This is a genomic window from Kitasatospora sp. NPDC036993 (assembly GCF_055607525.1).
On record NZ_JBVJRP010000008.1, the window covers coordinates 94,154 to 112,922 of the forward strand.

Sequence of the window (18,769 nt, forward strand, 5' to 3'; positions counted from 1 at the left end):
GCCGAAGCCTCCTGGGAGTTCTCCCATGCCTTCCGCTGACTTCCCCGCCTTCTACCTCGGCCAGAGTGTCTTCTCCGACCCCGGCACCCACCTCCCCCGCTACGCCGACCTCCCCGGTGTTCCGGGCCAACTCGCCCGCATCGCCCGGAACCTGGTCATCCATCGCCTCGAAGGCCGGCTGTTCCACCACCACATCCCGGCGAACCGCCTCCACCACGACGCGGAGACCCGCTACCTCGACGACATCCTGGACCTGATCACCGACCGCGACCCGGCCCCGCTCACCCATCCCCGCTCGCCCGCCGACCGCTTCGTCGGCGTCTGCCGCGACCTGGCCCTGCTGCACTGTTCCTTCCTGCGCCATGTCGGCGTCCCGGCCCGGCTGCGCTGCGGCTTCGCCGACTACCTCGGCCCGGACGGCTTCCACGCCGACCACGTGGCCACCGAGTACTGGGACGACCGGCGCGGCTGGCTGCTCGCGGACCCGCAGCTGGCCGATCCGAGGGTCGCCGCCGACCTGCGGGTGGACTTCGACCCGATGGACGTCCCGCGCGACCGTTTCCTGGTCGCGGGCCAGGCCTGGCGCGCCATCCGCAGCGGCCGGGCCGCCGCCGGCTCCTTCGGCGTCCACCCGCCCGAGGAGGGCCCGCTGAACGGCGGCTGGTTCGTCGCCCACTCCACCAGGCTCGACCTGGCCGCCCTGAACAAGACCGAGACCCTCGTCTGGGACACCTGGGGCACCGCCTCCACCACCACGCCGCACAGCCCCTACGACGAGGTGGCCCACCTGACGACCGGCCCCGTCGACCTCCCCTCCGTCCGCCGCCTCTTCACCGAGCACGACGCCCTGCGCACCCCGAAGACCGTCCTCTCGCTGGCTCCCTTCAACGGCCCGCGCGAGGTCACCCTGCGCTGACCGCCACTCTTCCGTCCCGTCACCTCTTCGGCGGGCACCTCCAAAGAATACGAAATTTTTATTGCGCAACTTTTCCTTCGGATCTATCGTCGACGCATGCCCGAGAAGCCCCGGCCCGACCGGATCACCGACCTGTCCCGTCTGAAGGCGTTCACCAACCCGCTGCGGATGCAGCTCTACCGTCTGCTCTACGCCGTCGGCAGCGCGACCGCCTCACAGCTCGCCGAGCAGGTCGACCAGGCTCCGTCCCTGGTCAGCTACCACCTGCGCAAGCTCGCCGAGCAGGGCTTCGTGACCGAGGCGAGCGGCCGGAGCACCGACGGCCGGGAGCGGTGGTGGCAGGTCGCCTCCGAGGAGGGCTGGGGCTTCCGCGAGTCCGACCTCGCCGGCACGCCCGAGGGCGCCGCCGTCGTCGGCACGATCACCAGGGGCCTGGTCGACTTCCGCTCAGCCCAGTACCTCGCCTACCTCGGGCAGAGCGCCGCCTGGGGCAGGGAGTGGACCGACGCGGCCTTCAGCTCCGAGTGGCTGCTCGACCTCACCGCGGCCGAACTCGCCGAGATGGAAGAGGAGTTGCAGGCCATCTCGCGGCGCTGGCGGGAGCGCGGCAAGGCCGCCAGGACGGCCGGTGACACCGCGGGCCGCGAGCACGTGTCCGTCCACCTGTACGGGTTCCCCTTCCGCCCCTGACACCGGCACAGCCGGGTCCCCGAACCGTCGGAGCCCCTCATGACCCTCGCGGAAGCACCCCTTCCCGGCCGCGTCGCCGCACCGCCCGCCGCACCGCCCGCCCACCGCGACGGCAACGTGCTGCGCTGGCTCGCCGCTTACACCGCCTCGCTGATCGGCGACGGCGTCTACTTCGCCGCCCTCGGCTGGTCCGCCCAGCGCTCCGCGGGCCCCGCCGAGGTCGGCCTGGTCATGGCCGTCGGCGCCGCTCCGCGCGCCCTGCTGATGCTCGGCGGGGGCGTCCTGGCCGACCGGCTCGACCCGCGCCGGGTGATCCTCGGCAGCGACGCGATGCGCTGCCTGCTCATCCTCTCGGTGGCCGCCGCCATCGCGCTGACCACGCCCGCACTCTGGCTGCTGGTCGCGGTGGCGCTCGTCTTCGGCGCCGTGGACGCGCTGTTCGTCCCCGCCGTCGGTGCTCTGCCGCCCCGGATCACCAGTCCCGACCAGCTGGCCAGGGTCACCGGCCTGCGCTCGCTGTCGATGCGCCTCGGCCAGATCGCCGGACCGCCGCTCGGCGGCCTGGCGATGGGTCTGGGCGGCCCCGCCGCCGCGTTCGCGACCGCGGGCCTGCTGTTCGCGCTCTCCCTGCCGCTCCTGCTCTCCGTCCGGATCAGCCCGCTCGAAGCCCCCTCCTGCGAAGCCCCGGCGGGCGACACCCCTCCTGGCGACGGCACCGCGCGCGCCGACCTCCTCGACGGGCTGCGCTACATCCGCCGCCACCGCCTGATCGGCCCGCTGGTCGTGGCCGGAGCCGTCTGCGAACTCGGCCTCACCGGCACCCTCAACGTCGGCATGGTGCTGCTCAACGCCGAACGCGGCTGGGGCCCGTCCGGCTTCGGCTGGATCGTCGGCTGCTTCGGCGCCGGGGCCGCCGCGAGCGCCGCGCTGCTCGCCGTCGTCGGCCGGATTCCCCGGGCGGGCCTGACCATGGCCTGGACCCTGCTGGCGGGCAGCGTCGGCGCGGCGGCCATGGCGCTGGTCCCGCACCTGTGGACCGCCGCCGTCATCGCCGCCCTGGTCGGCCTGGGCGCGGGCGTCTTCGGCAGCCTGGACAGCACCCTCATCCAGACCGCCGCCGACCCCGCCTACCTGGGCCGGGTCACCTCCGTCACGATGCTCACCATGGTCGGCATCGCCCCGCTCAGCTACCCGCTGGTCGGCGCCGCCATCGGCGCCTGGGGCAGCGCCCCGGTCTTCGCCGGCTGCGGCGCCCTCTCCTGCCTCGGCGCCGTCCTCGCGCTCGCCTCCCCCGCCGTCCGCGGCGCCGAACTCCCCCGCGCCGCCGCCTGCTGAGCACCCTGTGCGGCACACGGGGGCCGGGCCGGCCGGGCGGTCACCAGGTGACCGGGAGCGCCTCGACGCCGTAGACCGTGGAGCCTTCACGGAAGCGGACGCCGGCCTCGGGGACGGCGAGATGGCGGCGGCAACGGGACCCACGAGTCCGAACCATCGACGGCATCCGTCGGATGGCCGGACTCACGACACCCGGCCCGAACCCGACGCGGGCCACCCGGGCCGGATTGGACCGGGACTGCGCCGCCCCCTGCCGTTAGCCTCGGCCGCACAGTCGATCAACGGAGAACCAGCATGCACCCCGAACTCGCCGCCGATCTCGGCCGGTTGCCCGACGTCCTGGAGGAGACCCGGCAGCGGGCGCTCGCCTTCCTGGCCGGCCTCGACGAGCGGCCCGTGGTCCCGCATCCGGAGCCGCCGGCCGGGGCCGGGCTCGCCGAGGAGGGCGGCGGCGCGCGGGCCGCGCTGGCCGAGTTCGCGGAGCGCTGGGAGCCACGGCTGTCGGCGAGCGCCGGGCCGCGCTACTTCGGCTTCGTGACGGGCGGCGCGACGCCGGCCGCACTCGCCGGCGACTGGCTGACCTCGGCCTACGACCAGAACTCCAACTCCTCGCTGGACCCGGCCGGTCAGCAGCTGGAGCGGGAGACGGTCGGCTGGCTGCGCGAGCTGTTCGGGCTCTCGGCGGCGCACCACGGCACCTTCGTGAGCGGCGCCACGATGTCCAACACGGTCGGGCTGGCCGTCGCCCGCGAGTGGCTGGGCGAGCGGCTCGGCGTGGACGTCGCCGAGGACGGGGCCGGCGCGCTGGGCCGTGTCCGGGTGCTGTCCGGCAGCGCGCACTCCAGCGTCGCCAAGGCGCTGTCGGTGCTCGGCCTGGGCCGGACGGCGCTGCGCGCGGTGCCCGTGCTGCCCGGCCGGGAGGCGGTGGACGTGGCCGCGCTGGAGCGGGCGCTGGCCGAGGCCGACGGGCCGTGCGTCGTGGTGGCCAACGCGGGCACCGTCAACACCGTCGACTTCGACGACCTGCGCGCGATCGCCGCCCTGCGCGAGCGCTACGGCTTCTGGCTGCACGTGGACGCCGCGTTCGGCGCGTTCGCCGCGCTGTCGCCGGAGCACGCGGAGCTGGTGGCCGGGCTGGACCTCGCCGACTCGGTCTGCGTCGACCTGCACAAGTGGCTCAACGTGCCGTACGACAGCGCCGTGCAGTTCACCCGCCGCCCCGACCTCCAGGCCCGGGTGTTCCGGAACGCCGCCGCCTACCTCGGCCCTCTCGGCGAGCAGCCCGACCTGGTCCACCTGACGCCGGAGAACTCGCACCGGCTGCGCGCCCTCGCCGCCTGGTTCACCCTGCGGGCGTACGGCCGCTCCGGGCAGCGGGAGATCGTGGAGCGCTGCGTCGCCGGCGCCCGGGCGCTCGGCGCGGAGGTCGCCCGGATCGAGGGCCTGGAACTGCTCGCCCCGGTGCGGCTGAACGTCGTCTGCTTCACCCTGACGACGGACCCGACCCCGGAGCGGCTCGCCGCGCTCGCCGCCGGCTCGGCCGACGAGGCCTTCCTCACCCCGACCCACTACGCCGGCCGCCCAGCGCTGCGCGCGGCGTTCAGCAACTGGCGCACCACGGAGGCCGACGTCCGGCGCACGGCACGGGCGCTGGCCCGGTCCGTCCGGAACGGGACGGCCCGGGCATCGGGCTCCGGGGCAGGCTCCACCGCGGACTGAGGCGGGCCGGCCCGGTCAGCTCCGGTCGTGGTCCCCCGTCCCGCCGTCGATCAGCTCGCGCAGGATGTCCAGGTGTCCGGCGTGCCTGGCCGTCTCCGTGGTCATGTGGATCAGCACCCAGCGCAGCGACACGGTGTCGCCCGACCAGGACGTGCCGAGGTCGTCCAGCGCGAGCTCGCCGATCACCTCGTCGGCACCGGCCCTGGCCCGCGCGTAGAACGCCAGGATGTCGGCCGTCGACTCGTGCGGCTCCACCCGCATGTCGGAGGCCTCGTCGGCGTCGATGTCGAACGGCTGCGGTCCGCTCTCCCGGCCGAACGCCTCCCGGAACCAGCCGAGTTCGGCGCCGCCGAGGTGCTTCACCAGCCCCAGCGGGTTCGTCCCCGAAGGTGTCATCGGGCGGCGCAGCTGTTCGTCGTCCAGCCCCTCCAGCTTCCACAGCACCGCGTCGCGGTGCCGGTCCAGCGCCGCGTGCAGGCTTTCCTTCTCCCCACCCGTGAAGGGCACGTGATTGCTCATGCGCGGGACCGTACCAGCCGCCACCGACAACGCCCGGAGAGTTCCGGCCCTCGCACACCCGGCCCGCGTGGCGGCCTTGCCTTCACACCGGTGTGAAGGTCGATCATGCTCCCATGACCGCCACACCTTTCGACCCGTACGCGCTGCTCGCGCAGAGCCGCCTGGGCGTCCTCGCCACCATCAAGGCGGACGGCCGGCCGCAGCTCTCCCCCGTGATGCCGTTCTACGACCGGGAGGCGAACGCCCTCCTGATCTCCACCCGGGACGGACTGGCCAAGACCGTCAACCTGCGCCGGGACCCGAGGGCCAGCCTGGAGGTGACCGGTCCCGACGGCCGCTCGTGGGTCACCGCCGAGGGCGTGGCGACCCTCAGCGGTCCCGGCACCGACCCCGGGGGCCCCGAGGTCGAGGCGCTGGTGGACTACTACCGCCGCGCCGCCGGCGAGCACCCCGACTGGGCGGAGTACCGCCAGGCGATGGTCACCGACCGCCGGGTGCTCCTCACCATCCCGGTCGACCACGTGTACGGCACCCACCTCTGACCGGCCGGGCCCGGCCACCGTCACGGGGGTGCGGTGGCCGGGCCCCGGTCGATCCCGAAGTCCCCTTCGCGATGCGGCTGTTCAGCGCCTGGTCGCGGTGACCACGGTGGCGTCCAGGTCCTCCTGCCGGCTCTCCAGCGCCACCAGCCCGGCCGCCCCGGTCACCGCGAGGGCCGCCGCCGCCTGCCGCTCGCTGGTCTCGAACAGCAGCGACCCGCCGGGCGCCAGCCACCGCGGCGCCTCGGCGACCACCCGCCGCAGCACGTCCAGCCCGTCCGCCCCGCCGTCCAGCGCCGGCCTGGCCTCGTGCAGCCGCGCCTCGGGCGGCAGCAGGCCGAGGTCACCGGTCGGCACGTACGGCACGTTGGCGATCAGCACGTCCACCCGGCCGCGCAACCCGGCGGGCACCGCCGTGAAGAGGTCGCTCTCGAAGACCCGCGCCCCGGCCCCCGCCAGGTTGCGGCGGGCGCAGCGGACCGCGCCCGGATCGATGTCGGCCGCGTACAGCTCGACCGGGTGCGCCGCCGCGGCCGCCACCGCGGCGCCCAGCGCGCCGCTGCCGCAGCACAGGTCGAGCACCACGGCGCCCGGGACGGTCAGCGACGCGGCGGCGGCGGCCAGGAACTCGCTGCGGCGGCGCGGGACGAAGACGCCCGGGTCGACGGCGATCCGCAGCCCGGCGAACTCGGCCCAGCCGACGACGTGTTCGAGCGGCCGCCCGGCCGCGCGGGACCGGACCATGGCGGCCAGGTCGGCGGGCGAAGCGGCGGCGGACAGCAGGATCCGCGCCTCGTCCTCGGCGAACACGCACCCGGCGGCGCGCAGCCGGGAGACCACCGAGGAACGGAGGGAGACGGAGGAGAAAACCGGCAAGAGAACCCCTTCGGGGGGAGACGGGAGAGCGAACGACTCCGTCAGGGCTCCCGCGAGGGCCGGCACCGCATCGGCGCGCCGTCCGCGCTACGCGCGCGTGGCGCCCGCACGGCCGCGCTCCGGGAGCACCCGCTCGGACATTCCGGTAATGGGTCTCACCTCCCTGATTCGCGGTCATACTCGGCGTCGGCCACCCTACCGCACCGCCGGGCGGGGATGATCGAAACGGATCCACCCGCCATCGCACAGGCGTGCGCGCTCGCTCGTCCGAGCTATTCGATAGGCCCACTGACAGTACATGTCGATAACAGACCGTAGCGATCGAGCATATTAACGCCATGACGAGACAATCCCGCGGACCGTCACGGCTTCGTGCTCGAACGGCCCGCCTCATCAGCGCCGCGGCCACCCTGGGTCTGCTCGGCGCCGGCCTCACCGCCCCGATCGCCCTGGCCGCCGCCCCCACCCACCACCCCGCCGCACCGCTGCCGGAGCGCGTCCGGGCCACCGGCACGCCCCTGCTCCAGGAGGCCTTCACCGGCGCCACCGCCGACTCCCGCTTCATCGCCGTCGGCTCCGCCTGCCTCACCGGCGCCGCCCCGGCGCAGCCCGGGCCCGGCGACCACCCGCTCGGCGGCTGCCCCACCGCCGAGACCGGCCCGGTGCCGCCGCTGAACAGCGCGCCGCTCGGCTACCTGCGGATCACCGACTCCGGCAACGACCAGAGCGGCGCGGTGCTCTTCGACCAGGCCCTGCCCGCCGGCAACGGCCTGGACGTGACCTTCGACCAGTGGCAGTACGGCAGCACCACGCCGAACACCCCGGCCGACGGCATCTCCTTCTTCCTGGTGAACGGCGACGTCTCGCTCACCCACCCCGGCGCCTTCGGCGGCAGTCTCGGCTACGCCCAGAAACTGCCCGACGACAACCCGAACCTCGCCTTCCTGCCCGGCGTCGACCGCGGCTACCTGGGCGTCGGGCTCGACGTGCTCGGCAACTACTTCGGCGACTGGGAGCAGCGCGGCAACGGCTGCTCCCAGCGCTCCCCCGCCGGCACGTCCTTCCGGGTGCCCGCGCCCGGCGCCAACATGGTCACCGTCCGCGGCCCCGGCGACGGCACCACCGGTTACTGCTTCCTGACCGCGACGACCAGCAACTTCACCACCAGCGCCCCCTGGCCCTCCACCCTGCCGGGCAAGCTCCAGGGCCCGCTCACCACGCTGCCGCCCGGGGTGACCCCGGACCAGGCGCAGACCCTGCTGGAGCCCTCGCGCCGCCGGGTCAACGTGCACCTGACCCCCGGGGCCTCGCCGGTCCTGACGGTCTCCATCGACTTCAACGACGGCACCGGCTCGCACCAGGTGCTCCAGACCCCGGCGCCGCAGCCGGCGCCCTCCACGTACAAGTTCGGCTTCGCCGGCTCCACCGGCCTGTTCACCGACGTGCACCTGATCCGCAACGTGGTGATCAACACCGACCAGCCGCTGCCCGAGCTGAACCTGGTCAAGCAGGCGCACGAGCCGCTGCCCGGGCTGATCACGGTGGGCACCCCGATCCCGTACGACTTCGTGGTCACCAACTCCGGGAACGTGCCGATCTCCAACCTGGCCGTCGAGGACCCGAAGGTCGGGCCGGTCAGCTGCCCGGTGAGCACCCTGGCCCCCGGTGAGACGGTCACCTGTACGGCGACGTACCTGGTCACCGCGGCGGACGCCGCCGCGGGGCACGTGGCCAACACGGCGCAGGCCACCGGGACCACCGACGGCGGCCCGGTCACCTCGCCGCCGTCCTCCGAGAACGTGCCGGTCATCGCCCCGCCGGGGATCAACCTCGTCAAGCACGTGGACGCGGCCGAGCCGTTCCACGTCGGCGACACGGTGCCCTACACCTACACGGTCACCAACACCGGCGGCACCCCGGTGGAGGCGCTCACGGTGACGGACGACAAGGTCACCGGGATCACCTGCGACACGACGGTGCTGGCGCCGGCGGGCAGCCCCGGGGACAGCACGACCTGCCACGGCAGCTACGTCGTGACGGCGGCCGACGCCGAGGCCGAGAAGGTGGTCAACCACGCCCACGCCGGCGGCACGTCGAACGGCCAGCCGGTCACCTCACCGGAGGCCGAGGCGACCATCACGGTGGTCGGTCCGTCGTCGATCGGCCTGACCAAGCAGGCGGACACCGCCGGGCCGGTCCACACCGGGGACACCGTGCACTACACGTACACGGTGACCAACACCGGGACGACCACGCTGAACAACCTCAGCGTCGCCGACGACCACGCCCCGCTGGTGACCTGCGACCAGACCACGCTGAACGCCGGCCAGAGCACCACCTGCCACGGCGCGTACACCGTGACCGCCGCCGACGAGCAGCTCGGCCACGTCACCAACACGGCCCAGGCGACCGCGAACGGCCCGCAGGGGCAGACGGTGCAGAGCCCGATCGCCCAGGTGACGCTGCCGGTGGTGGGCGTCGCCGTGCTCGGCCTGCGGAAGCAGGCCGACAGCGCGGGGCCGTTCCAGGTCGGCGACACCGTGCACTACACCTACACGGTCACCAACACCGGGACGGCGGCGGTGAACAACCTGACCGTGGCCGACGACCACGTCCAGTCGGTCTCCTGTGACCGGACCACCCTCGCCCCGGGCGAGAGCGCGACCTGCCACGGCACGTACACGGTGACGGCCGCCGACGCCCAGGCCGGGCACGTCACCAACACCGCGCACGCCAACGGCACCGGACCCCAGGGCCAGAACGTCCAGAGTCCGCCGGCCCAGGCCACCGTCGAGGTGGTCGGCACCGGCGAGTCCTCGCTGTCCATCACCAAGCGGGCCGACGTCGAGGGGACCGTGTACCCGGGTGACACCGTCACCTACACGTACACGGTGACCAACACCGGGACGACCACGCTGACCGACGTCACCGTCGACGACGACCACGTCCGGCAGGTGACCTGCGAGCAGACCACCCTCGAACCGGGGCGGAGCACCACCTGCCAGGGCACCTACACGGTGACCGAGGAGGACGCGCAGGCCGGCAGCATCACCAACACCGCCCGGGCCTCCGCCCGCGACCCGCAGGGCGAGACCGTGGAGAGCCCGCCGGTCGAGCTCTGCATCGTCGTCGCGCCCTGCCCGCCGAAGGGGCACGGCCACAAGGGCGGCCAGGGCTGCCACGGGTACCCGGGCCACCACCCGGTTCCGCCGCGGGGCGGCGGTTCTGGGGGGCTGCCGGACACCGGCGCGCCGACCGCCGCCGTGAGCGCGGCCGTGGGCGGGGGCGGGCTGGTGACCCTCGGCGGGCTGCTGCTCCTCCGCGCCCGGCGCCGTTCGGCCTCCGAACGGTCCGCGGCGTAACGCCGCCGTACGGTCCGCGATGCGACGCCGCTGATCCGTCGGCGGTCGGACCGCCCCCCGGAGCCCTCGGGCACCGGGGGCGGTCCCGTGTCCGGGGCCGCCGTCAGGCCGGCTGCGGGGCCGGCGGCTTGGTGCGGTAGCCGTCGGCCCCGCCCGGGGGCACCAGGCAGGGCAGCAGCCAGTCCCAGAGGGCGCCGACCCGGCGGGCGCGCTCCTCGGCGGGGCAGCCCTCGGCGAAGACGACCTCCAGGCCGCAGGCCACGGCCACCACCAGGGTCTCCGGACCGGGGCCGCCGGGGCGGTCGCGCAGTTCGCCCGCGCGGCGGGCGCCGGCCAGCAGTTCGCGCACCACTCCGGCCCAGACACCGTGGAAGCCACGCGCGTCGGCGAAGCCCGGCTGCCTGGGCTCCGCCGTGGCGGGGCCGGGTGCGGCAGCCGGGCCGGTCGCGGTGGGCCCGGCCGTGGTGGGGCCGGCCGTGGTGGGGCCGGCCTGCCGGCCCGTGTCCTCGCGGCCGAGGCGGAAGGCCGCCCGCACCACCGGGTCCGTTCCGAGGGCGTCGACCAGCCAGTGCCCCGCGTCGATCAGCCCCTGGAGCGGGGAGGAGGCCGCGCGCGGCTCCGCGCAGGCCGACCGCAGCGAGCGCTCGGCCTGCTCCGACACCGCCCTGGCCAGCTCCTCCTTGGAGGCGAAGTGGAAGTACAGCGCCCCCTTCGTCACCCCCGCGGCTGCGGCGATCTCGCCGAGGGTGGCCCCGGCGTAGCCGCGGCGGTCGAACAGCTCCGCCCCCGCCTCCACCAGCCGCCCACGCGTCCGCTCCGACCTCTCCTGGACCACCCGTCCCACAACCCCTCACGACGACAAGCAGGTTCCGACCAGACCCCGGCCGCCCGGGACGGGCGTCGCGGTCCCCGACGGCCGTCCGGGGTCGGCTCCGCCGACGGCGCCGGCCCGGACGGCCATCGGGTTCAGCCGACCCGGCTGAACCGGGCCGCCACAGCCTCCGGCCCGGCGCCCGCGACGGCGGGTTCGCGCTCCGCGCGCTCCGGCCCGGCGAGCAGGATGGAGCGCTGGAGCCGCCGCAGCCCGGCCGAGGGCTCCATGCCCAACTCCCTGACCAGGGTGTTCCGCAGGCGCTGGTAGGCCTCCAGTGCCTCGCCCCGGCGGCCGGAGCGGTGCAGCGCGATCATGTACTGGCCGTGCAGGCTCTCGTGGGTGCGGTAGCGGTCGACCAGGACGGTGAGTTCGGCGAGCAGCACCCGGTGCCGGCCGAGCCGCAGGTCCGCCTCGATCCGCTGGTCCAGTGCGCAGAGCCTGGTCTCCTCCAGGCGCCTTGCCTCGACGGCGAGCTGGCCGCCGACCGGGACGTCGGCGAAGGCCGGACCGCGCCACAGCGCGAGCGCCTCGCCCAACTGGCGGGCGGCGAGGGGGAAGTCGCCGCCGTCCATCGCCTGGTAGCCGGTGCCGGCAAGCCGCTCGAACTCCCGGAGGTCCACCAGCCCGCCACCGCTGTTGAGCATGTAGCCGCCGGGCGAGGTCACCAGGACGTCCTTCGCGCAGGACACCCCGGTGGCCGCACCGGCCGCGGCGAGCGCCCGGTCGATGAGCTCGCGCAGCTGGAGCACGTACGTCTGCACGGTGGTGCGTGCGCTGCGCGGCGGACGGCCGGACCACAGCTCGTCGGCCAGCACCCCGGCCGGCACCACCTGGTCGGCCCGTAACGCCAGCAGGGCGAGCACCTGCCGCGGCTTCGGCGCCGACGGCACCACCGACACCCCGCACACCCGGGCGTCCAGCGCCCCGAGCACCCGAATTTCCACGATGACCACCCCTCATCACACGGAACGCCGCAGTCTCCTCCGCCACGGACGGCACCCGGGTCGACACCCCCAGGGTCAACTGCCACCAGTCAAAAACAGGACGCGTGGTTTGTCAATACAAAACCGAACGTGCTGTTTGTTTCTCCAGGCCGCCCACTTCGCCACGCCATGCGATGGGTCGACAACTGTTCGTGATGATGATCGGACAAAGTCAAAGGCGGCGCCGGACCCCCGTGGTCCCGTCGCCGCCCGTTCGCCCGTACTCGCCCGGATTCCCCCCGGATTCCCGTGGGCAGGGGGGCCGGTGAGCCGATGTCAGCCCACGCCGGCCCCCGCCCGCACCTCGGCGCGCGCGGCACCGCCGGCCTGGCCGGCCGCCCCTCCGTCCGGGCCACCAGCCGGGCCACCGGCCTCGCCGCCGCCCTCCGCTGCCACCCGGGCCGCCGCGGCCTCCGCGACCACCTGGGCACCGCGGTTCGGCCCCATCTGGAGCGAACCGAGCACGCCGGGCACCGCGATGCTCGGCATCAGGTGCTGGAACAGCGCGGACACCCTCGCCTCCAGGTCCGCCCGGCCGCACAGCTTCTGGGACTGGATCTGCACCCCGGTCCACGCGGCGACGAGCAGCCACGCGGTGTCCGCCGGCACGACGTGCGGGAGCAGCTCGCCGCGCTCGCCGGCCTCCACCAGCAGCGTCTCGAACCGGCTGATCCAGCCGGGGATCGCGCCGCCGCCGAGATCGTCGAAGAGGTCCTGGCCGAGCGAGAGCCGGGCACCCGCGCTGAGCAGCGGGTCACGCGGCATCAGGTACGCCACCGCCATCCCGGTGTCCACGAACTCCTGGAGCTTGCAGCTCCGTTCCGGAACTCCGTCCTGGACGAACTGCTCCTCCACCACGCCCTGCGCCAGATCGCGCTTCGAGGCGAAATGGAAATACACCGCACCCCGCGTCACACCGGCCCGGGAGACCACCTCGCCGATGGTCGCGCCTTCGTACCCGAACTCGTCGAAGACCGAGGCCGCCGCCTCCAGGATCAGCCGACGAGTCCGGAGCGCCCGCTCCTGTCGTACCACCGAAACCACCCCGCCATGAGCTCCCGGAAAACAAAACCAAACACCCCGTATCTTAGCTGCGCCCCACCCACGACGGACAAGACGATGTCCATGAATCCCCCCGACCACTCCCCCTTCCTCACAACCCGTCAAGCCCCCGGAGGCCCAGTGGTGGCCATCCGTCCCGATCGCTCCGGGCGGTTCGGCCCCGCCGCACCGCCCGGAGACCAGAGAAACCGAACGAATGGTTTCTTCTGCATGACCCTTTCCGTGCACAGGTGACCACCGAGACGAGCGAGTCGTTGCCCGTCGCCGCCTGCCGTCCGGCTGAGGGCGCGCGAGAAGTCGGCCGGGCCGACGTCCGGGCCGACTTCTCGCGCGGCTCAGGGCGTCCGTCGGCTCCCCGCGCCCGCGGGGTCAGCCACCGGCCCCCTGGTCCTCGCCACCGGGCTCGTCGCGGGGCTCGTCACGGGGCCAGGTCTCGCGGTCGCGGACGTGGTCGTAGACGGGGACTTCGTCGGCCAGGACGTCGAAGTGGGCCAGCGGGGCCCACAGGGCGCGGTCGCCGACGACGTAGAGGCGGCGCTTGGCACGGCTGGCGGCGACGTTCAGCAGGTGCGGGGTGCGGGCCGCCCAGGTACGGGCGCCGGCGCGGCCCGCGCCGAGCAGCAGGATCACCACGTCGGCCTCCTTCCCCTGCGCCTTGTGGACGGTGGCGCACCGCTCGTCGAGGTGTTCGGCGGTCCATTCGGGGCGCTTGCGGCAGGTTTCGCGGGCCTCGGCGACGAGCGCGCGGAAGGGCGCGATGATCCGCACGCGTTCGACGCCGACGCCGTGGCGGTCGAGTTGGCGCAGCAGGAAGGTGAGGGCGCGCCGGTCGCGCTCGCCCCAGGGGGCGTCGGCGGGGCGGTCCGGGTCGGGGGTGTCCAGCCAGCGGCTGGGCAGGAGGCCGCCGCGGTCGGCGTCGGGGAAGGCCTGCGGATGGGTGCCGTGGACCATCAGGCCGCCGTAGGCGACCTCGTTGCTCACGGTGAACATCGGCTCCTCGCACCGGCGGTGGACGCGCAGGGGCGAGCCGACCCAGACGGTGTCCTCCTCGCCACCGGTGGGATCGGGCAGGTAGGTGCCGTAGCGGTTGACGCGGTCGGCGACGGCCTGGGCGGAGGTGGCGGAGGGCAGCCACTCCTCGTCGACGCCGTGGGCGAGCAGGAGCCGGTGTTGCAGCGCGGTCGGCATGGTGACGACGGGTTCGAGCTGGAGCGGGTCGCCGACGAGGACCCCGCGGCGGGCCCGCCACAGGGCGCCGACGGCGGCCTGCGGGGTGGCCTGGCCCGCCTCGTCGACGAGGACCCAGCCGATGGAGCCCCGGCCGAGGCGCGCGAACATGCTGCCGATGGAGGAGAAGGTGGTGGAGACCACCGGGACCAGCAGGAAGAGCGTCTGCCAGGCCTGCTGGACCTGCTCGTCGGGGACCGGCCCCGCCGTCCCGGCCATCAGCTCCACCAGCACCTGGAGGTTGCCGCGGACCCGCTTGGCCGTGTTGGCGACGAGCGCGCGGTGCAGGTCGAGGGCGCGCAGGAACAGGTCGCTGCGGGCGGTGCTCCAGGCCTCGTCGGACCAGGGGGCGCCGAGCTCCTGCTCGTGGTCCTCCAGGTGGAGCCAGTCCAGGGGCAGCGAGGGGAGGGCGACGGCCGCCTCGCGCAGACTGCGGTGGGCGGCGTCGACGCGGGCGGTGGCGGCCGTCAACTCGTCCTGGGCGGAGCGGACTTCGTACCGGGTCTGCCCGACGTCCGCCCGGGCGGCCAGCTCCGCCGTACGGGCGGCTTCCTCGTGGCCGCGGGCGCGGGTGGCGGCCGCGGCGGCCTCGGTGACGTCGGAGTCTGCACGGGTGCGCAGGTCGGCGGCGAGGTCCGCGGCGTGGGTGCGGCGGGCCACGTGGTCGTGGGCCTCCGCGAGGGCGGTGCGCTGCTCGACGAGCCGGCCGAGGAGTTCGGTCCGGGTACGGTCGCGGTGCTGCTCGGCGGCCTCGCGTTCGGCGCCGCTCTGCAGCAGCCGGCGCAGCCCCCCGCGCAGGCCCGGCTGGGCGCCGGGCGGCTCGTCGTGGAGGGCGGTCAGCACGTCGACCTCCCTGCGGTGCCGGTCGGCCCGTTCACGGGCCTCGGCCAGGAGGCCCCGGGCGTCGTCGAGAGCCTCGCGGGCCCGCGGGACGCGCCCGGCCGCCGCCCGGTGGGCGGCCTCGGCGGCGAGGGTGGCACCGCGGGCCGTCTCGACGGCCGCGCCGGAGTCGGCGTGCCGGGCCTCGGCGGCCCGCACCCGGGCGTCGGCGCGGGCGATGGCGGCGCGCAGCGCGTCGAGGTGGGGGCCGACCCGCTCCGACCGGGTGTCCGCCAGGGCGGCGGAGAGCCGGACGCGCTCGGCCCGCAGGCGCTCGACCTCGGCTTCGGCCGCCTTGAAGGCGGCGACGGCCTCGGGCCAGGAGGGGACCGGCTCGGCGGGCGCCTGGGCCTCGCCGGCGGGGGCCCGGTCCGTACGGCCGCCGCGCGGGGCACCGGGGGCGGGCCTGGGCGCCCGGGGCGGGACCCAGTCGCCCAGGACGGCGTTCATCCCGCGCAGCGGCGGAAGGCCGGCATCCGTGCGGGCGGCGGTCTCGTCCTCGGGCAGGCGGCCCCACCAGAAGCGCTCGGTGAACCTCGTCCGGTTGGTCTTGTTGCCGAGCACGGCGGCGACCAGCCCCCAGGCGGGCGCGCCGCCGAGCAGGGCGGAGGCGAGGTCGGAGAAGTGGTCGGGCCCGTCGTGCCAGTGCTCGTCGAGGGCGTCGGCGCCGGGCAGTTCGGCGGTGATGTTCTCCACGGCACCGTTGTTGGAGGAGGTCACCACGATCTCGCGGCCGGCGAGCCTCGGGTCGAGCCCGGAGACGGAACGGACGTGGACGCCCTGGCGGTCCTTGCCGCGCCAGGGCCCGCCGACGAACGCCTCCTCGGGCCGCCGGTAGCCGGCCATCACGGCGGCGCGTTCGACCACGAGGGCGGCGACCAGGTCGCGCAGCATGGTGGTCTTCCCGGTGCCGGGCGGACCGTTGACGGAGAACAGGCCGCCGGCGTCGCTGCTCGTGGCGGCGGTTGCGGTGGCGCCCGCGGTGGTGCTCGCGGCTCCCGCACGGTCGGCGAGCATGCGGTTGACCGCGAACTGCTGGCTGAGCGCGAGCGGGTACCGCGCCTTGGCGGGCCACCGCCCGGCGGGGACGAGCGCCGGGTCGACGCCCTCCAGCACGGTGAGGCGGTCCCCGCGCAGGTCGGTGCGGGCGCCGACGGAGACGGCCCGGCGGTCGGTCAGGTAGGCCTCCAGGGCGGGGCCGAGGCCGTGTCCCTTCCCGTCGCCGCCACCGCCGCCGTCGAGTGCGGCGCGGACCCGGGCGAGGTCGGGCGGGAGGAGGCTGTTGAGGAACGGCTGCGTGGAAGCGGGCTTCGCCTTCGGATCGCGCGGGCGGTGCACCAGCCGGCTCTGGACCCGGATCACCCGCGGGTCGAGGTGCTCCTCGACGCCGCAGAGGTGGGCGATCTGGGCGGTCAGCGCGACCAGGTCGGCGAGCGTGACCGGACGCGGGCCTGTATCGGCCTCCGGCTCCTCGCCGACCGGTTCCTCCCCGACCGGTTCCGTCCCTGCGGGCACGGCGTCCGTGTCGGCGGTGCCCGCACCCCCCGTCTCCGGACGGCGGACCGCCGTCCACGCGGCGACGCGCCGCACCAGCGGTTCCGTCGCCCCCTGCACCGCGGCCCCGGCGACCTCGCCGAACAGCGCACCGACCGCCGCGACGGCCGCGCCGCCCAGGATCTCCGCGAGCAGCTGCCGCCACCCACGGGCGGCCTCCTCCCCCGGCACGGGCAGCGGGTCCGGCAGCCCGCCGGGTATCGGCGCGTACGGGACGGGCGTGGCGGTCAGGCGCCCCACCGCGACCTCGAACGCCTCGCCCAACTCCTCGAAGCCGTCCAGCCACCCGGGCGCCGACGGCCCCGGATCGAAGAGCCGTCCGGTCGCCCAGGCGCACGCGGAGACCACCGACGTGTCCTCGACCGGCCGCCCGTACTCGTCCAGGACCAGCGCGAACATCGCGCTCCTCCCCGGCAGCACCAGCTCCTCGTCCGGCACCCCGGGATTCGGGTCGGTGCCCTTGGGCAGCACCGCGATCATCGCCTGGCGCAGCCGCTCCAGATCGAACACCCCGCCGTACACCTCGTGCCGCCACACCATCCCGCGCGGCGCCCGCCCGGCGGCCGTCTCCGGATGGTCGGACACCCACGGCAGCAGCGCCGCCGCGTGACCCGCGGCCGGCGTGACGTCCACGACGACGGTGTCCGAGGCCCGGGGCCGGCCGGCGCGCCGTTTGCGCGGCACCTCCGGAATCGACGGCGGACTGAACAACTCGACCGCCCGCCAGCACTCCAGCAGATCCCCCACCCGCCGGTCCCCACGCCCCACCCCGTCGCCCCCTACCTCACTCAGTGGCGCACACCCGCTTCGTGTGCCGATCAACTGGCCGCAGAATCTACCGGACGGTGCCCGTGGCAGGATCCCCACCGTGGGCATCCCCCGCCGCGACACCGCCGGCACATGGCACGATGTCCCCGGCACCTTGGCACGTCAACAGACCAACCGCGCTGCGTCGCAACGGGGTTGGCAAAGAAACCGCAAAGCCGCTACGCAGCCCCAGGTCACGAAGGGTCCTCCCCGCACCCGCGGGGGTCAGCCGTTCGACCTCCTCAAGGACGCGAGCGGCCGCTAGTCCTCCCCGCACCCGCGGGGGTCAGCCGTTGGGTTTGTCGCCGGCCGACCGGGCCCGCCTGTCCTCCCCGCACCCGCGGGGGTCAACCGACGACGCTGATCCGGGCCCTACTGCACCGGCGGTCCTCTCCGCACCCGCGTAGGTCAGCCGGATCGTCGGAGCACGTGGTCCTCCTGATCGGGGTTCTCCCCGCACCCACGGGGGTCAGCCGCCCATCGGCTGGTTGGCGAGCAGGGCGCAGGTGTCCTCCCCGAACTCCGGGGGTCAGCCGGTCGCCTCCGCGATGACCGAGTTCCCGGAGGTGTCCTCCCCGCACCCGCGGGGGTCAGCCAGCCATCGTCGTGTGGCACGAAGAATGGGGGGTGTCCTCCCCGCGCCCGCGGGGGTCAACCGGGCTACGACCCGGGCCGCAACAGCTTCGCCCAGTTCTCCCCGCAACCGCGGGGGTCAGCCGGTCATCAACAAGTCGATCATGCCGCTGCTGGCGTCCTCCCCGCAGCCGCTGGGGTCAGCCGACCGGGTCGCCTCAGGTGGCGACGAGCCCGCTATCCGCTCCGCACCTGCGAATTCAGCCGGGCCGTTCGGCCACATCGGCACTCGCCGCAAGCGTCCCCGGAGCCGGGCGAGATGCCGCCCCCGCCCATCGGGGGGCGGGGGCGGCTCGACGCACGCGGGTCAGGGCGCCGCATAGCGGGTGACGTTGGTGATCCGGCAGCTGACCTTGCCGGTGACCTGGGCCGCTCCGGGGGCCTTCTGCACGGCGGCCTGGTTCGGGGCGAGGTTGTTGGTGGCAGCGGCGCCCTCGGCGACGCGGGTGCCGGAGGCGTCGGTGAACTCCAGCTGCACGATGTAGTTGCTGCTCTTGCTGCTGTGGTTGGTGATCTTGACCTCGGCCTCGGGCATCTTCAGCAGGTCGTTGATCGTGCACTTGGTGATTTCGGCGTCCTTGGCGGCGTCGCCGCCACCGGCGGGGGCCGGAGCCGGGGCGCCGGCCTCGGTCGCGGCGACGGCGGGGGCGGTGCTCTTGCTGCTGGTCGTGGTGCTGGGGTCACATGCTGCCAGGCCGAGAACGGCGGCGCCGGCGGCAAGCACGGTGAGGGTGGTGCGACGCATTGATTCCCCTGGGACGTGGTGCGGGTAATGGGGCGAACGTAGCGATGCA

Annotated in this window: 13 protein-coding genes; 6 read left to right on the forward strand and 7 right to left on the reverse strand. The window is 74.7% G+C overall.

The genetic code is table 11. From position 1 onward, the window contains the following. Window positions 1–25: 25 nt before the first annotated feature. The 4 genes from ACZ7C5_RS18585 (at window position 26) to ACZ7C5_RS18600 (ending at window position 4,660) form a co-directional block, all read left to right on the forward strand. A complete protein-coding gene (locus ACZ7C5_RS18585) occupies window positions 26–916 on the forward strand; it encodes a transglutaminase-like domain-containing protein (RefSeq protein WP_401082797.1) in 891 nt (296 codons plus the stop codon). 96 nt (window positions 917–1,012) lie between these two features. After that, window positions 1,013–1,606 carry an ArsR/SmtB family transcription factor gene (locus tag ACZ7C5_RS18590; RefSeq protein ID WP_470322984.1) on the forward strand — a complete coding sequence of 198 codons (594 nt, stop codon included), beginning with the start codon at window positions 1,013–1,015 and terminating at the stop codon, window positions 1,604–1,606. 39 nt (window positions 1,607–1,645) lie between these two features. Continuing rightward, the gene (locus ACZ7C5_RS18595) at window positions 1,646–2,941 is read left to right on the forward strand and encodes an MFS transporter (protein WP_470322985.1); all 1,296 of its coding nucleotides are present in this window, start codon (window positions 1,646–1,648) and stop codon (window positions 2,939–2,941) included. Window positions 2,942–3,235: 294 nt separating this feature from the next. Beyond that, entirely contained in the window at window positions 3,236–4,660 is a 1,425-nt protein-coding gene (locus ACZ7C5_RS18600; RefSeq protein ID WP_470322986.1) for a pyridoxal phosphate-dependent decarboxylase family protein, read from the forward strand. A gap of 15 nt (window positions 4,661–4,675) precedes the next feature. Here ACZ7C5_RS18600 and ACZ7C5_RS18605 read toward each other — a convergent pair whose 3' ends face one another. After that, the gene (locus ACZ7C5_RS18605) at window positions 4,676–5,179 is read right to left on the reverse strand and encodes a DinB family protein (protein ID WP_470322987.1); all 504 of its coding nucleotides are present in this window, start codon (window positions 5,177–5,179) and stop codon (window positions 4,676–4,678) included. Between the two features lie 113 nt (window positions 5,180–5,292). Between ACZ7C5_RS18605 and ACZ7C5_RS18610 the strand changes: the two genes are divergently transcribed. Beyond that, a complete protein-coding gene (locus ACZ7C5_RS18610) occupies window positions 5,293–5,721 on the forward strand; it encodes a PPOX class F420-dependent oxidoreductase (protein WP_401082811.1) in 429 nt (142 codons plus the stop codon). An 81-nt stretch (window positions 5,722–5,802) separates the two neighbouring features. Here ACZ7C5_RS18610 and ACZ7C5_RS18615 read toward each other — a convergent pair whose 3' ends face one another. Then, entirely contained in the window at window positions 5,803–6,594 is a 792-nt protein-coding gene (locus tag ACZ7C5_RS18615; protein ID WP_470322988.1) for a putative protein N(5)-glutamine methyltransferase, read from the reverse strand. 338 nt (window positions 6,595–6,932) lie between these two features. Between ACZ7C5_RS18615 and ACZ7C5_RS18620 the strand changes: the two genes are divergently transcribed. After that, window positions 6,933–9,956, forward strand: coding sequence for a DUF7507 domain-containing protein (locus tag ACZ7C5_RS18620; RefSeq protein WP_470322989.1), 3,024 nt, complete (start codon window positions 6,933–6,935; stop codon window positions 9,954–9,956). A gap of 103 nt (window positions 9,957–10,059) precedes the next feature. Here the strand turns inward: ACZ7C5_RS18620 and ACZ7C5_RS18625 are convergent, their stop codons facing one another. The 5 genes from ACZ7C5_RS18625 to ACZ7C5_RS18645 form a co-directional block, all read right to left on the reverse strand. Next, entirely contained in the window at window positions 10,060–10,791 is a 732-nt protein-coding gene (locus tag ACZ7C5_RS18625) for a TetR family transcriptional regulator (RefSeq protein WP_470322990.1), read from the reverse strand. A 131-nt stretch (window positions 10,792–10,922) separates the two neighbouring features. Next, window positions 10,923–11,774: an AfsR/SARP family transcriptional regulator gene (locus ACZ7C5_RS18630; RefSeq protein WP_470322991.1), complete on the reverse strand. Its 852-nt coding sequence runs from the start codon at window positions 11,772–11,774 to the stop codon at window positions 10,923–10,925. Between the two features lie 315 nt (window positions 11,775–12,089). Continuing rightward, window positions 12,090–12,848, reverse strand: a complete 759-nt coding sequence (locus ACZ7C5_RS18635; RefSeq protein ID WP_401082825.1) for a ScbR family autoregulator-binding transcription factor — start codon at window positions 12,846–12,848, stop codon at window positions 12,090–12,092. Between the two features lie 396 nt (window positions 12,849–13,244). Further along, complete coding sequence (locus ACZ7C5_RS18640; protein WP_470322992.1) at window positions 13,245–17,282, reverse strand: AAA domain-containing protein; 4,038 nt, start codon at window positions 17,280–17,282, stop codon at window positions 13,245–13,247. A 1,000-nt stretch (window positions 17,283–18,282) separates the two neighbouring features. After that, the gene (locus tag ACZ7C5_RS18645) at window positions 18,283–18,720 is read right to left on the reverse strand and encodes a hypothetical protein (RefSeq protein WP_401082831.1); all 438 of its coding nucleotides are present in this window, start codon (window positions 18,718–18,720) and stop codon (window positions 18,283–18,285) included. Window positions 18,721–18,769 lie beyond the last annotated feature (49 nt).